Origin of the sequence: Pseudomonas sp. SW-3 (assembly GCF_016615645.1) — a bacterium.
GTDB lineage: Bacteria > Pseudomonadota > Gammaproteobacteria > Pseudomonadales > Pseudomonadaceae > Aquipseudomonas > Aquipseudomonas mandelii.
Genome location: NZ_CP067098.1, coordinates 6,237,318 through 6,252,292, shown reverse-complemented (window position 1 = coordinate 6,252,292; position 14,975 = coordinate 6,237,318). Strand labels below are relative to the sequence as shown.

Annotated in this window: 11 protein-coding genes; 6 read left to right on the top strand and 5 right to left on the bottom strand. The window is 60.1% G+C overall.

Going from position 1 to position 14,975, the window contains the following annotated elements; translation table 11 throughout:
* Window positions 1-113: 113 nt before the first annotated feature.
* The 5 genes from rho (at window position 114) to JIO00_RS28380 (ending at window position 6,915) form a co-directional block, all read left to right on the top strand.
* Complete coding sequence (rho, locus tag JIO00_RS28400) at window positions 114-1,373, top strand: transcription termination factor Rho (RefSeq protein ID WP_007942421.1); 1,260 nt, start codon at window positions 114-116, stop codon at window positions 1,371-1,373.
* Window positions 1,374-1,517: 144 nt separating this feature from the next.
* Entirely contained in the window at window positions 1,518-3,518 is a 2,001-nt protein-coding gene (locus JIO00_RS28395; protein ID WP_154502152.1) for an acyltransferase family protein, read from the top strand.
* A gap of 69 nt (window positions 3,519-3,587) precedes the next feature.
* Window positions 3,588-5,054 (top strand): 4-hydroxy-3-polyprenylbenzoate decarboxylase, encoded by a 1,467-nt coding sequence (gene ubiD, locus JIO00_RS28390; RefSeq protein ID WP_007942423.1) that lies wholly within the window; start codon window positions 3,588-3,590, stop codon window positions 5,052-5,054.
* The gene (locus JIO00_RS28385) at window positions 5,054-6,022 is read left to right on the top strand and encodes a CDP-6-deoxy-delta-3,4-glucoseen reductase (protein ID WP_010465021.1); all 969 of its coding nucleotides are present in this window, start codon (window positions 5,054-5,056) and stop codon (window positions 6,020-6,022) included. Before ubiD ends, JIO00_RS28385 begins: the two co-directional genes overlap by 1 nt.
* 221 nt (window positions 6,023-6,243) lie before the next feature.
* On the top strand, window positions 6,244-6,915 hold the full coding sequence (locus tag JIO00_RS28380) for a gamma-glutamylcyclotransferase (RefSeq protein ID WP_083375495.1): 672 nt from the start codon (window positions 6,244-6,246) through the stop codon (window positions 6,913-6,915).
* On the opposite strand, the gene glpT is transcribed toward JIO00_RS28380, so the two are convergent.
* Window positions 6,888-8,240 carry a glycerol-3-phosphate transporter gene (gene glpT, locus JIO00_RS28375; RefSeq protein ID WP_102595427.1) on the bottom strand — a complete coding sequence of 451 codons (1,353 nt, stop codon included), beginning with the start codon at window positions 8,238-8,240 and terminating at the stop codon, window positions 6,888-6,890. The genes JIO00_RS28380 and glpT overlap by 28 nt on opposite strands.
* A gap of 240 nt (window positions 8,241-8,480) precedes the next feature.
* Window positions 8,481-9,458: an NADPH:quinone oxidoreductase family protein gene (locus JIO00_RS28370; protein ID WP_010465014.1), complete on the bottom strand. Its 978-nt coding sequence runs from the start codon at window positions 9,456-9,458 to the stop codon at window positions 8,481-8,483.
* A 150-nt stretch (window positions 9,459-9,608) separates the two neighbouring features.
* Between JIO00_RS28370 and JIO00_RS28365 the strand changes: the two genes are divergently transcribed.
* Window positions 9,609-10,016 (top strand): flagellar basal body-associated protein FliL, encoded by a 408-nt coding sequence (locus JIO00_RS28365; protein ID WP_010465012.1) that lies wholly within the window; start codon window positions 9,609-9,611, stop codon window positions 10,014-10,016.
* A gap of 90 nt (window positions 10,017-10,106) precedes the next feature.
* On the opposite strand, the gene JIO00_RS28360 is transcribed toward JIO00_RS28365, so the two are convergent.
* From JIO00_RS28360 to JIO00_RS28350, 3 genes are read right to left on the bottom strand one after another with little or no spacing between them, the layout of a single operon-like run.
* The gene (locus tag JIO00_RS28360) at window positions 10,107-11,225 is read right to left on the bottom strand and encodes an ABC transporter permease (RefSeq protein WP_077747165.1); all 1,119 of its coding nucleotides are present in this window, start codon (window positions 11,223-11,225) and stop codon (window positions 10,107-10,109) included.
* The gene (rbbA, locus tag JIO00_RS28355; RefSeq protein ID WP_200667265.1) at window positions 11,225-13,948 is read right to left on the bottom strand and encodes a ribosome-associated ATPase/putative transporter RbbA; all 2,724 of its coding nucleotides are present in this window, start codon (window positions 13,946-13,948) and stop codon (window positions 11,225-11,227) included. Before rbbA ends, JIO00_RS28360 begins: the two co-directional genes overlap by 1 nt.
* Entirely contained in the window at window positions 13,945-14,910 is a 966-nt protein-coding gene (locus tag JIO00_RS28350) for an HlyD family secretion protein (RefSeq protein WP_077747167.1), read from the bottom strand. The genes rbbA and JIO00_RS28350 overlap by 4 nt, the downstream gene beginning before the upstream one ends.
* Window positions 14,911-14,975: the final 65 nt, after the last annotated feature.

Genomic DNA, 14,975 nt, shown 5'->3' with positions numbered 1-14,975 from the left:
CGACGCACTCCTTTTCGAATAAGTACGCGATCCTGTCGCCTTCTCTGCGGCGCGGCCTCATTAAGCCAAAAGCTTAATTTCCCCCCCTCCATAAATGATTACGTCATTCCTATATGAATCTGACTGAACTCAAGCAAAAGCCGATTACCGAACTGCTCGAATTGGCCGAACAGATGGGCATAGAAAATATGGCCCGTTCGCGCAAGCAGGACGTGATTTTCTCCCTGCTCAAAAAGCACGCGAAAAGCGGCGAGGAAATCTCCGGTGATGGCGTGCTGGAGATTCTCCAGGACGGCTTCGGCTTCCTGCGCTCCGCTGACGCTTCCTATCTCGCCGGCCCAGACGATATCTACGTCTCGCCGAGCCAGATCCGTCGCTTCAACTTGCGCACCGGTGACACCATCGTTGGCAAGATCCGCCCTCCGAAGGAAGGCGAGCGTTATTTCGCGCTGCTCAAGGTCGACACGATCAACTACGATCGTCCCGAGAACGCGAAAAACAAGATTCTCTTCGAGAACCTGACCCCGCTGTTCCCGACCGTGCGCATGAAGATGGAAGCCGGCAACGGTTCCACCGAAGACTTGACCGGTCGTGTCATCGACCTGTGCGCCCCGATCGGCAAAGGCCAGCGCGGTCTGATCGTTGCACCGCCGAAAGCCGGTAAAACGATCATGCTGCAGAACATCGCCGCCAACATCGCTCGTAACAACCCTGAAGTTCACCTGATCGTATTGCTGATCGATGAACGTCCGGAAGAAGTGACCGAAATGCAGCGCACCGTGCGCGGCGAAGTGGTTGCCTCGACGTTCGATGAGCCGCCAACCCGCCACGTGCAGGTTGCAGAAATGGTGATCGAGAAGGCCAAGCGCCTGGTCGAACACAAGAAAGACGTGGTGATCCTGCTCGACTCCATCACCCGTCTGGCTCGTGCCTACAACACCGTGATCCCGAGCTCCGGCAAAGTACTCACCGGTGGTGTCGATGCCCACGCACTGGAGAAACCGAAACGTTTCTTCGGCGCCGCGCGGAACATCGAGGAAGGCGGTTCGCTGACCATCATCGCCACCGCGCTGGTTGAAACCGGCTCGAAGATGGACGAAGTGATCTACGAAGAATTCAAAGGCACCGGCAACATGGAACTGCCTCTGGACCGTCGTATCGCTGAAAAACGCGTCTTCCCGGCCATCAATATCAACCGTTCCGGCACCCGCCGCGAAGAGTTGCTGACGGCCGACGACGAGTTGCAGCGCATGTGGATTCTGCGCAAGCTGCTGCACCCGATGGACGAAATTGCGGCCATCGAGTTCCTGGTCGACAAGCTGAAAACGACCAAGACCAACGACGAGTTCTTCTTGTCGATGAAGCGCAAGTAAGGCGGTTTTTACATCCGCTTAAAATGGCGTCCTTCGGGGCGCCATTTTTTTTGCCAGAAAAATGGGAGGTTTGTGATTAACTCCGGTCAGTTAGAAAACAAAAAAACGATCGTAAAAACAATCAACTGACTGGCCTTACTGTTTATGAGCACGCTTGCTTATCGAAGGGATATCGACGGTTTACGCGCAATCGCCGTGATTGCCGTGGTGCTGTTCCATTTTGGCGTTCCAGGGTTTACCGGCGGGTTCGTCGGCGTGGACATCTTCTTTGTGATTTCCGGCTACCTGATCACCTCGATCATCTGGAACCAGCGTCAGGCCGGGCGTTTCAGCTTTGTCGACTTCTGGGCCCGCCGTGCCCGGCGAATCCTCCCCGCGCTGTTTGCCATGATCATTGCCGTGCTGGCGGTGGGCTGGTTTCTGTTAGCGCCCAAGGACTATGAAGAACTGGGGCGCTCGGTGCGTTACCAGGTGATGTTTGTCTCCAACATCCTGTTCATGCGCCAGGACGGCTACTTTGACGTTGCTTCCGACCTCAAGCCCTTGCTGCATACCTGGTCGCTGGCGGTTGAAGAGCAGTTCTATATCGTTTTCCCGCTGTTGCTGACGCTGTTGTCGAGTCGCCTGAAAGCCTGGCGTCTGGCGCTGTTCGCCGTATTGCTGGTGTCTTTCGGGCTCAGTGTCTGGGCCGTTGCGCATCACCCTGAGAAAGCGTTTTTCCTGTTGCCGATGCGCGCCTGGGAGTTGTTGGCCGGCGCCATGCTGGCCGTGGCGCCCAGAAGCCAATGGCGCCTGACCACCGCCGGGGCTCAAGTGGTCAGCCTGGCCGGGTTCGGGTTGATTCTGCTGGCGATAGTGGGTTACGACAAAAGCACGCCATTTCCCGGTGTCGCGGCGTTGTTGCCGACCCTGGGCGTGGTTGCACTGATCTGGGCCAATGGACACCGGCAGACCCTGGTGGGTGGGCTGCTGGCCAGTCGCGTACTGGTCGGCCTCGGGCTGATTTCCTATTCCTGGTACCTGTGGCATTGGCCGGTGTTTGTCTTCGCCAGTTACGCCAGTGTCGAGGAGCCCGGCCCGTTTGATATTGCCGGCTTGATTCTGCTCACCCTGGTGCTGGGCTACTTGTCGTGGAAATTTGTCGAGACGCCGTTCCGTGAACGACGGCTGCTGGCGGGGCGTCGGCAGATGCTGCTGGCGGCGGGCGTCGGTGTACTGGTGCTGGGGCTGGCCGGGCAAACGTTGCGCTGGACCCATGGCTTGCCTTCGCGCCTGTCCGATCAAGCGTTGCAGTACGCCAAGGCGAAGGAATGGCGACCGGAACTGATGCGCTGCCTGGCCGACGACAAAACCCCTGACGACAAGCTCTTCTGTCACTACGGGGCGTCGGCGTTGTCGTCACGGCTGCTGGTCTGGGGCGACAGTCACGCCACCGCGCTGATTCCGGTATTCGATGAGGGGGCGCAGAAGCATGGCGTCAGCGTGATTCTCGCCAGCTCCACGGGCTGCCTCCCGGTGGAAGGGCTTGAGCACGATCAACGGTGCGCCCGTTTCAATCGCCGGGTCGAGCAGGAGTTGAAGCCGCAGTCGGTGGGCGATGTGGTCCTTGTCGCGCGCTGGAGCCTGTATCTCTATGGTGATGCGAAAGGCGATCTCGGGCATGCACTGAAAGATGCCCATGGTCGTTACGAAAGGGCCAATGCCGAGCAGCAACTGGCGGAAGGGTTGCAGGCGACCATCCGGCAATTGCGCAATGGCGGGCATCGCGTCTGGCTGATCAAGGAAGCGCCGTTGCAACCCTTCAGCCCGCCTTACCGCCTCAGTCGCCTGGCCATGCTGCATCGTCCGACCGATGACGTCGGTTTAGCAGTGGCTGAGCACTTCAAGCGCCAGGCGTTCATCAGCCAACTGTTTGCGCAGATAGCGGCGGCGAACCCCGGCGTGACCGTGGTTGATCCGGCGCCATTGCTGTGCGATCACGCGGGCCTGTGCCGCGCCCAACTCGACGGTCATTCGCTGTATACCGACGACAATCACCTGTCGGAAGTCGGTGCGCGCTTTATCGCGCCGGTGCTTGAGCCGCTGTTCAAGCGCTTGCAAGCCCGCACGACACTGGGCAATGGCAACGCAAATGCGGCCAAGTAAGCAGCGATAAGCTGCCAGCGGGCGGCAGAGCAGGTAGGATGTACGCCTATTTTAGGGGTGCCATCGTCAATGAAATTCAAGGATCTTCGGGATTTCGTGCAGCAGCTTGAGCAGCGCGGAGAGTTGAAACGCATCCAGATCCCCGTCTCTCCAGTGCTGGAGATGACCGAAGTCTGTGATCGCACGCTTCGGGCAAAAGGCCCGGCGCTGCTGTTCGAAAACCCGACCGGCTACGACATTCCGGTGCTCGGCAACCTGTTCGGCACCCCCGAGCGGGTGGCGATGGGCATGGGCGCCGAGGCGGTCAGCGAGCTGCGCGAGATCGGCAAGCTGCTGGCCTTCCTCAAAGAGCCCGAGCCGCCGAAGGGCTTGAAGGACGCCTGGTCCAAGCTGCCGATCTTCCGCAAGATCATTGCGATGGCGCCGAAAGTCGTGAAAGACGCGGTGTGCCAGGAAGTGGTCATCGAAGGCGACGACGTCGATCTGGCGATGCTGCCGGTGCAGACCTGCTGGCCCGGCGACGTCGGCCCGCTGATCACCTGGGGCCTGACCGTCACCAAAGGTCCGAACAAAGACCGCCAGAACCTCGGCATCTACCGTCAGCAAGTCATCGGCCGAAACAAAGTCATCATGCGCTGGCTGAGCCACCGGGGCGGCGCGCTGGATTACCGTGAGTGGTGCGAAAAGCATCCCGGCCAGCCGTTCCCGGTCTCCGTGGCCCTGGGCGCTGACCCGGCGACCATCCTTGGCGCCGTGACGCCGGTACCGGACAGCCTCTCCGAATACGCCTTCGCCGGTCTGCTGCGCGGCAACCGCACCGAACTGGTGAAGTGCCGCGGCAACGACCTGCAAGTGCCGGCCACCGCCGAGATCATCCTTGAAGGCGTGATCCATCCGGGCGAGATGGCCGACGAGGGCCCTTACGGCGATCACACTGGCTACTACAACGAAGTCGACAGCTTTCCGGTGTTCACCGTCGAGCGCATTACCCATCGGATCAAACCGATCTACCACAGCACCTACACCGGCCGTCCGCCGGATGAGCCGGCGATTCTCGGCGTGGCGCTGAACGAAGTGTTCGTGCCGATCCTGCAGAAGCAGTTCCCGGAAATCACCGACTTCTACTTGCCGCCGGAAGGTTGCTCGTACCGCATGGCCATCGTGACCATGAAGAAGTCGTATCCGGGCCACGCCAAGCGGGTAATGCTCGGTGTCTGGTCGTTTTTGCGACAGTTCATGTACACCAAGTTCGTTATCGTCACAGACGACGATATCAATGCGCGAGACTGGAACGACGTGATCTGGGCCATCACCACGCGCATGGACCCCAAGCGCGACACGGTGATGATCGACAACACGCCGATCGACTACCTCGACTTCGCCTCGCCGGTCTCCGGCCTGGGTTCGAAGATGGGGCTCGATGCCACGCATAAATGGCCGGGCGAAACCACTCGCGAGTGGGGCCGGGTGATCGTCAAGGACGACGCCGTGACCCAACGGATCGATGCCATCTGGAATCAGTTAGGAATAGATTGATGCGTGTAACCTTGCAGCCTTCCGGAGCAGTGCTAGAGATTCTGCCCGGCGAGCGTATTCTCGATGGCGCGCGGCGCCTGGGCTATGAATGCCCGCAAAGCTGTCGTAACGGCAATTGCCACGTGTGCGCGGCGTTGCTGGTGGAAGGCCGGGTCGAACAGGACGGCGGTGTGCGTGACCATGGCGAGTTCTACACTTGCATAGCAGAGCCGCTGGAAGACTGCATCGTGCTGTGGGATGGCGTGCTCGCGCTGGGAGAACTGCCGGTGCGCAGCTTTTCGTGTCAGGTCATTGAATGCAGGGACGTCGGCGGCGATACCTTTCGCGTGCATCTGCGGGCGCCAGCCGGCAAGCCACCGCGTTATCACGCTGGCCAGTATTTGATGATCGAACGTGAAAACGGCGAGAAATCCGCCTTCTCCCTGGCCTCGGCACCGCATTCCGGCCGCGACCTGGAAATTCATGTGTTGGCGCGCGAAAGCAGTGCGCTGAGCCTGATCGAACAACTGCAACGCAACCCGATGGTGCGGATCGAGATGCCGTTCGGCGATACCCATCTGGCGGAACTGCCGGACGGTCCGCTGGTGCTGATTGCCGCTGGCACCGGCATGGGCCAGATCCACAGCCTGATCGAACATTGCCGGGCCGCGGGTTTTAAACATCCGGTGCATCTGTATTGGGGTGTGCGTCGGCCTGAAGACTTTTATGAAATCGAACATTGGGATGAGTGGCTGAAACTGCCCAATCTGTTCCTGCATAAAGTCGTCAGCGATCAATGCGGCTGGCAGGGGCGTTGCGGCATGTTGCATGAGGCAGTGTGTGAGGACTTCCCTGATCTGAAAGCGCTGCACGTATATGCCAGCGGCTCACCGGCCATGGTCTACGGCACGCTGGATGCGTTGGTTGAAGCGGGGATGGATGCGCATCAGATGCGCGCCGACGTGTTTGCGTACGCGCCGCGATCTTGATCCACGATTTTGATCCACGGTCTTAATCGTTATAACTCCCCATATAGCCGATCGGTATTTATAGTTTTATATAAATGCCGGTAGGTTATATCCAAGCAAGGCAATTATTTAAGAACTGTGCCATGGCACTTAAATTGCCTGAAAACATATGTGCCTTATTGTTACAGCGGTGCGTTCTATTTAGTAATTCTTTATCCGCGGGGAGCTGAACGCTATTCGCCATGAGCGCCATTGAATCTGCATTTTTGAATCTGGCTTACCCTCCGCGGCTCGATCTGGGGCCGCAGCTTACGCACGAACAATTACTCAGCTCGATGCAGTCGACCATGGCTCGACACAAGGGCGGGCCCGTCTGGTTATTCGCTTATGGTTCGCTGATCTGGCGCCCTGAATGTGCGGCGGTGGAGCGAGTGCGCGGCCGAGTGCATGGCTACCATCGCGGGTTATACCTGTGGTCCCACGAACATCGCGGCACGCCGGAAGTCCCTGGTCTGGTCTTTGGCCTGGATCGCGGCGGTTCTTGCAGCGGCTTCGCTTACCGTTTGCCCGAAGAACAACTGGAAGCCTCGCTTTATGCGCTTTGGCAGCGCGAAATGCCGTTCCCGTCCTATCGGCCACACTGGCTCAACTGCCGTCTCGAAGACGGAAGCCAGGTTCAGGCGTTGGGGTTTGTGTTGGAGCGACACTTGCCCAGCTATGCCGGCAACTTGCCGGATCATGTGCTGAGCCATGTGTTCGAAAACGCTTGCGGGCGTTACGGCACCACTCGCGATTATGTCGAGCAGACCGCCAACGCCCTGCGTAGCCACGCCATGCCAGACCGGAATCTGGAGGCGCGGCTCAAGCGCTGCCAATCAAAAGCCGATCAGGCGATCGCTTCTTCTCGGGTCTGACTGGCGATTTGCTTGTGCCCCAGCGTGGGCGCCAGGAACGCCATTGCCAGCAAGCAGGCGGCGACCAACAGGATGAAGCCGCCATCCCAGCCGAAGTAGTCCACGGTGTAGCCCATCAGCGCACTGGCCGCGACTGACCCGCCCAAGTAACCGAACAGACCGGTAAAGCCCGCGGCAGTACCGGCGGCCTTTTTCGGTACCAGTTCCAGCGCTTGCAAGCCCACCAGCATCACCGGGCCGTAGATCAGGAAGCCGATCGCGAACAGCGAGATCATGTCGACCATCGGGTTACCCGGCGGATTCAGCCAGTACACGATCGTTGCAACGGTCACCAACGCCATGAACACCATGCCGGTCAGGCCACGGTTGCCACGGAAAACCTTGTCCGACATCCAGCCGCACAGCAACGTGCCCGGAATGCCTGCCCACTCATAGAGGAAATACGCCCACGAACTCTTGTCGAAGTCGAAGTGCTTGACCTCTTTGAGGTAAGTCGGTGCCCAGTCCAGGATGCCGTAGCGCAGCAGGTAGACGAAGACGTTAGCCAGGGCAATGAACCAGAGCATTTTGTTGCGCAGCACGTATTTGACGAAGATGTCCTTGGCGCTGAATTCTTCTTCGTGGCTGGCGTCGTAGCCTTCCGGGTAATCGTTCTTGTACTTCTCGATCGGCGGCAGGCCTGTCGATTGCGGCGTGTCGCGCATCGCAATGAACGCAAAGACCGCAACCAGCAGCGCCACGGCGGCCGGGACGTAGAACTTGCTGTGCCAGTCGTTGAACCAGCCCATGCCGAGAATCGCCAGCGGGCCGATCAAGCCACCGCCGACGTTATGCGCGGTGTTCCAGATCGACACCACTTGGCCACGTTCTTTCTGCGACCACCAGTGCACCATGGTGCGGCCACTTGGCGGCCAGCCCATGCCTTGCGCCCAGCCGTTGATGAACAACAGGATGAACATCATGGTCACGCTGGACGTCGCCCACGGTGCGAAACCGAAAACGAACATCACCCCGGCGGAGACCACCAGGCCGAAGGGCAGGAAGTAACGCGGGTTGGAGCGGTCGGACACGATGCCCATCAAAAACTTGGACAGACCGTAGGCGATGGCAATCGCCGACATGGCCACACCCAGTTGACCCTTCGTATAGCCTTGGGCGATCAGATCGGGGAACGCCAGGGTGAAGTTCTTGCGCAGCAGGTAGTAACCCGCATACCCGATGAAAATCCCGGCGAAGATCTGCCAGCGGAGGCGTTTATAGGTGTCGTCTATTTTTTCTTCAGGCAATGGAGCCTGATGTGCGGCAGGACGAAAGAAAGCAAACATTCAAGAGCTCCAGATTTCTTGTTTTGACTGCGGATGCGAATGTTACAGTTTCGTTACCGAAAATAGCACCGGTTCGCATCGACCAAACAGCGGAAATGTGGGCAGTCGCGTGTTCCTTTATGAACATGTCGCACAGGTATAAGTGAAGGGCGTTATGGGAATGGTCCTGGGCGGCGGTTGATGAGGCATTTCAAGCGTCCTTAAAAAGCGGCCCGGACAATCCGGCCCGCTTTTTAAGGTTCAGCGAACCTGTACCACCACTTTCCCGACCGCCTTGCGCTGGCCAAGATCATTGATCGCCTGCGCCGCATTGCTCAGCGGATACACCTGCGAAACCAACGGCCTCAGTTTGCCCTCGGCAAACCAGCCAAATAACTGCTGGAAGTTCGCCGCGTTGTCCTGCGGCTGGCGTTGGGCAAACGAACCCCAGAACACGCCGACTACGGCCGCGCCCTTGAGCAGCGCCAGGTTCACCGGTAGTTCTGGAATGCGTCCGCTGGCGAAACCGACCACCAGCAAGCGGCCATTCCAGGCGATGGCGCGGATGGCCTGGTCGAACAGATCGCCGCCGACCGGGTCGTAAATCACGTCGGCACCCTGGCCGTCGGTCAGGCGTTTGATTTCGTCCTTGAGGCTGGTTTCGCTGTAGTTGATCAGTTCATCGGCACCGGCTGCCTTGGCCACCGCAAGTTTTTCGGCGCTGCTGGCGGCGGCAATCACGCGGGCGCCCATGGCTTTGCCGATTTCCACGGCGGCCAGGCCAACACCGCCGGAAGCGCCGAGCACCAGCAGGGTTTCACCCGGTTGCAGGTTGGCCCGTTGCTTGAGTGCGTGCATCGAGGTGCCGTAAGTCATGCTGAACGCGGCAGCGGTGTTGAAGTCCATCGAGGGCGGAATCGGCAGCACGTTGTAGCCCGGCACGGCGACCTGCTCGGCGAAACTGCCCCAGCCGGTCAGGGCCATGACCCGGTCACCGACCTTGAGGTGGCTGACTTTTTCGCCCACTGCACTGACCACACCGGCCGCTTCGCCACCCGGGGAAAACGGGAAGGGCGGCTTGAACTGGTATTTGCCCTCGATGATCAGCGTGTCCGGGAAATTCACCCCGGCGGCATGCACGTCCAGCAGGATTTCATTCTTCTTCGCGACAGGGCTGGCGACGTCTTCCAGCACCAGCGATTCGGCAGGGCCGAAGGCTTTGCACAGCACGGCTTTCATCAGGGCTATTCCTTTGGGAGTGATGGCCGATAAGTGTAGGTGTGTGAGTCGATGGGTCAACGAGCATGCCCGACCCTGATAGTCAGCCATAAGCTTGTGCTTGAGCGGCGGGTCGTTATGCTAGGCCGCAAACCGGATAAGGAGCGAATTGTGAAAGCGTGGATCATGTTGTTGCTGGCCCTGTCTCTGCCTGTGGCAGCGATGGCCGAAGAAGCCAAAGAAGGTGAAGCTCCGAAGGTCAATTACATCACCTTGAGCCCGCCGTTCGTGGGCAACTATGGGCTGGACGGTACGCCGAAGCTCAAGGTCTACAAGGCCGATGTGGCATTGCGCGTGACCGGTGAGGAGGCGACCAAGGCAGTGAAGGCCAACGAGCCGTTGATCCGTAATCAGCTGGTGGCGTTGTTTGCCCAGCAGACGACCGAAGCGATGAGCAACGTTGAAGCCAAGGAAAAGCTGCGTCAGGAAGCCTTGAAGCAGACTCAGCAAGTGATGAACGATGAGACCGGCAAGCCGATGGTTGAGGATTTGTTGTTCAACAACCTCATCATTCAGTAAGTCTCTCGCTGCCCGGCCCGGCCTCTTCGCGAGCAATCCCGCTCCCACAGGACCTGAGCAGAACCCTGTGGGCGCCAGCTTGCCCGCGATTCAGGACGCCAGGCTCTTGCGAAACCGCATCAGCGCCACGCTAAAAAACAGCAGGCCAATGGCGCTCAATGCCAGCAAGTCCGGCCACACCACATTGATCCCCGCGTCGCGAAACAGTATCGCGGCGCTGAGGCTGACGAAGTGGGTCGATGGCGAGCCCTGCATGACCCATTGCAGCCATTGCGGCATGCTGTCGAGCGGCGTACTGCCCCCGGAGAGCAGCAACATCGGGATGATCACCGGAATCGCCAGCAGGCCGAATTGCGGTGTCGAGCGGGCGAGGGTCGCAAGGAATATCCCCAGCGCTGTGCTGGCGAACAGATAAACGGCCGTCACCATCAGGAACAGGGTCATGGAACCGGCCAGCGGCACGCCGAGTGCACCTTTGACGATCACCTCCAGCGAGATCCAGGTGCACAGCACCACCACCAGCATGTTGCTCCAGATTTTCGCCAGCATGATTTCAAGCGCCGTGAGGGGCAGCACCAGCAAATGGTCGAGGGTGCCGTGTTCGCGCTCACGCAACAACGCTGTGCCGGTCAGGATGATGGCGAGGATGGTGATGTTGTTGACGATTTGAATCACCGCCAGGAACCAGCCGCCCTCCAGATTGGTATTGAACAGCGCTCGGGTGGTCAGCAGCACGGGGGCTTTGCTCGCCGCATCGCCCTGTTCACTGTAGGTCTGCAGTTCGCGTTGGAAAATTCGTCCGATGTAGCCCGCCCCCATGAACGCCTGGCTCATGGCGGTGGCGTCGACGTTGACCTGCACGGCTGGCTGGCGGCCAGCCAACAGATCTGCCTGGAAATTGGCCGGAATATTGATGACGAAGGTGAATCGGCCGCTGTCCAGCACATCGTCCAGTTGTTCATAGGGCAGCGACACCGGCGCCTGGAATTCCGGCGGCTGCAGGGCTTGCGCCAATTGTCGTGACAGGTGGCTGTGATCTTCATCGACCATGGCCACGCTGGCGTTGTGCACGCCAATCACCGAGCCCGCGGCCGGCATGTAGATCGCGACGGTGAAGGCATAGAACAGGAACAGCAGCAACACGCTGTCGTGTCGCAGGCTGGTGAGTTCCTTGAGGCCAAGTCGCAGGATGTGCGCAAGCTTGTGCATCAGGCCTCCTGCTTTTTCAGCATGGCCAGGCTAAGGCCGGTAAACACCAGGAAGAACCCGAACAGTGCCAGGCATTGAGGCCACAACTGCCGGATATCCAGGGCCTTGGTAAACGTGCCAACGGCAATATCGAGGAAGTAACCCGCCGGGAACAGCATCCCCATGACAGCGGCCGCGCCATCGAGTGACGAGCGCGGCACGATCAAGCCGGAGAACTGAATGGTCGGCAGACTGGTAATGATCATGGTGCCGAGAATGGCGGCAATCTGGGTTCGGGTGAACGCCGAAATCAACAGGCCCATGCTGGTGGTCGCCAGCACGTAGAGCAGCCCGCCGAAGGCCAGGGTCAGGCCGCTGCCCTTGAAAGGCACGCCGAACAGCCAGCGATTCATAGCCGTCAGGACGGCGAGGTTGATCAAGCTGATGGCCAGATATGGCGCTTGCTTACCTAGCAGGAACTCCAGTCGCGTCAGCGGTGTGGCGTAGAAGTTGGTGATCGAGCCCAGTTCTTTCTCCCGCACGATGCCCAGCGCCGTCAGCATGGCCGGGATGAACGCCAGGATCAGCGCCATCACCCCGGGACCGATGGCGTTGACGCTGACGACATCCTGGTTGTAGCGGAAGCGGGTTTCCAGTTGGGCTGCCGTTTGCCGGTTCAGTGCGGGGCTGGACTGCTCGGCCAATTGCACCAGGTTGCCTTGGTGTACCGCTTCCACGTAATTGCGGCTGGTTTCGGCACGAAACGGCATGCCGCCATCGAGCCAGGCCGCGACAGCGGGTTGGCGACCGGCGAACAAGTCCCGGCCGAATCCCGGCGGGATTTCCAGCGCCAGTTTGATTTCCGAGCGCTGTAATCGTCGATGCAATTGCGCCGGATCGCTGATAGGCGGTTGTTCGTCGAAGTAACGGGAGCTGCGGAAAGCCTCCAGATACGCCCGGCTTTGTGGCGTCTGGTCTTGGTCGTAAACCGCGAAGGCGAGTTTTTCCACATCCAGGGAAATGCCGTAGCCGAAAATCACCATCATGAACATCGCCCCGAGCAGGGCAAAGGCCATGCGCACTTTATCGCGCAGCAACTCCTTGCCTTCACGACTCGCCAGCGCCCGCAACCGTCCAAAACTGAAGCGGCTGTCTTGCATCGGGGCGACGGGGGCGAGCGTCGTGTCGATGGGCGTTGGTGGCGCCGCCGTTGCGATCGGCCCCTGGGCCTGCTCCAGGCAGGTGACGAACGCCGCCTCCAGAGTCTGGCCCTTGAACTGCAGTTGCAGAGCCGCCGGGGTGTCGCAGGCCAGGACCTTGCCGGCGTGCATCAGCGAGATGCGGTCACAGCGCTGGGCTTCGTTCATGAAATGCGTGGAGAGGAAAATCGTCACGCCCTGTTCGCGGGACAATTCGATCAGCAGCCGCCAGAAATCATCCCGTGCGGCCGGGTCGACGCCGGACGTCGGTTCGTCGAGGATCAGCACTTCGGGGCGATGCAGCACCGCCACCGCCAGGGATAAGCGTTGGCGCAGGCCCAGTGGCAGTCCTCCGGACGGCTGATGAGCGACGCTGCCCAGGTTGAAGCGCTGGATCAGCTCATCGATGCGTTGTGCGCTCTCGGCCTTGGGCAAATCGAACAGTCGGGCGTGCAAGTCCAGATTCTGCCGCACGCTGAGTTCGCCATAGAGCGAGAAGCTCTGGGACATGAAGCCGACGCGTTTGCGGGTGGCAAGATCCTTGGCGTTCACCGGATTGCCCAGCAGCGTGGCGCGGCCTTCGCTGGCCGGGATCAGCCCGGTGAGGACTTTCATGGTGGTGGTTTTGCCGCAGCCATTGGAGCCCAGAAACCCGAAGATCTCGCCGCGGCCGATGGCGAAGCTGACCTTGTCCACCGCCGTGAAATCGCCGAAGCGCAGGGTCAGGTCATGGGCTTCGATGGCGATGTCGGCCGTGGCGTTGGTTCGGGCAGGGATCACCAGCGGCTGGTTGTCACGGCCGCTGTCGCCCTGAAAGTGAGTAAAGGCCTCATCGAGCTTGCCGCTGGGGGTCGCTGCCCCAAGGTCGCTGGTCAAGCCGGCGGCAATCAGTTTGCCGCCATCGAGCATCAGGCAGTGTTCGAATTGCTCGGCCTCTTCCATGTACGCGGTGGCAACCAACAGCGTCAATTGCGGACGTTGACGCCGGACGTCATCAATCAATTCCCAGAAGCGCCGGCGGGACAGCGGATCGACACCGGTGGTCGGTTCATCGAGGATCAACAGGTCGGGTTCATGAATCAGCGCACAACAGAGGCCGAGCTTCTGTTTCATGCCGCCCGATAACTTGCCCGCCGGGCGCTCGGCAAACCGCTGCAGGTCGGTGGCCAGCAACAGACTTTGCATGCGCTGATCGCATTCGGCTCCGGACAGGCCGAACAAAGTGGCGAAGAAGTGAATGTTTTCGCTGATCGACAGCTCGGGATACAGGTTGCCGCCCAGACCTTGAGGCATGAACGCAATTCGCGAATAGAGGCTGATACGGTGGCGCCGGTCCTGGATCGAGCCGCTGAGCACGTCCAGTTGGCCGTCTTGCAGCGTCTTCACACCGGCGATTAATCCCAGCAGGCTGGATTTCCCGGCGCCGTCCGGACCGATCAAGCCGCACCGGGTGCCGGCGGGCAGGCTGAACGTGATGTCGGTCAGCACCTGCTGTTGGCCGTATCGGTGCTGAAGGCCGGTGGCTTGCAGCGCCAGGCCGGTCATTGAAGATTGGCCGGCCAGCCAATGGGCGCGGTGCGCACGTAGCCGTTACCGGGCATCCCCGGTTTGGCCTGGGGCACGCTGCTGGGTTGGGTCAGGCGCAGCTTGACCCGAAACACCAGTTTCTGACGTTCGTCGCGGGTCTCGACTTCTTTGGGGGTGAATTGCGATTTGGCTGCCACGAAGCTGATTTTCGCCGGCAACGGCTGGCCGGGCAGGGCGTCCAGCAGGATCCGCGCTTCATCACCAACCGCCAGGCGTCCCACTACGGATGTGGCGAGATAGAGGTTCATGTACTGATCGTTCGGATCAATCAGCAACAACACCCGCCCACCGGCACCGAGGACTTCACCGGGTTCGGCCATGCGCAGCTGAATCACCCCGTCAATGGGCGCCCGCAGGCTGCTGTCGTCAATCTCGCTGGTCAGCTGAGCGACTTGTGCCTGCGCCGCGCCAATGGCGGCGCCGACGGCGGACACCTGCGCACGGGCCGCGGTGACGGCCGCGTTGCTCGTTTCGAAGCGAGATTGTTGCTGATCGATGGTCTGGCCACTGGAGAAGCCACGCTTGAACAATTCCTGAGAACGGCTGAGCTCTTGGTGGGCAAGCCGTTGCTCGCTCTGGCGCAGTTGCACATTGGCCTGGGCGGCATTGAGGTTTTCCCGGGCGCGTATCACTTCGGCTTCGGCCTGGTTGCGCTGGGCTTCGAGGGTCCGGGTGTCCATGCGTGCCAGCAGTTGACCCTTGGTCACCTTGTCGCCTTCATCGACCAGGACTTCGGCCAGCCGGCCGGCTGTTTTGCTGGCGATCTGTACTTCAGTGGCTTCAAGTCGGCCATTACCGACATACAACCCTTCGGGCAGTCGGCTAAGGGTCGACTTCCAATAACCAAAACCCCCAGCGGCCAGTAACACTGCCCCCAGTAAAAAGGCGAAAAAAAGTGAAGAGCGGCGGTGAATCGACATGTCGGCATCCTGCGTCTGTAGCGTCGTAGTCTGACAGGCAAGCGGCGGGGCGACTTGATATCCGT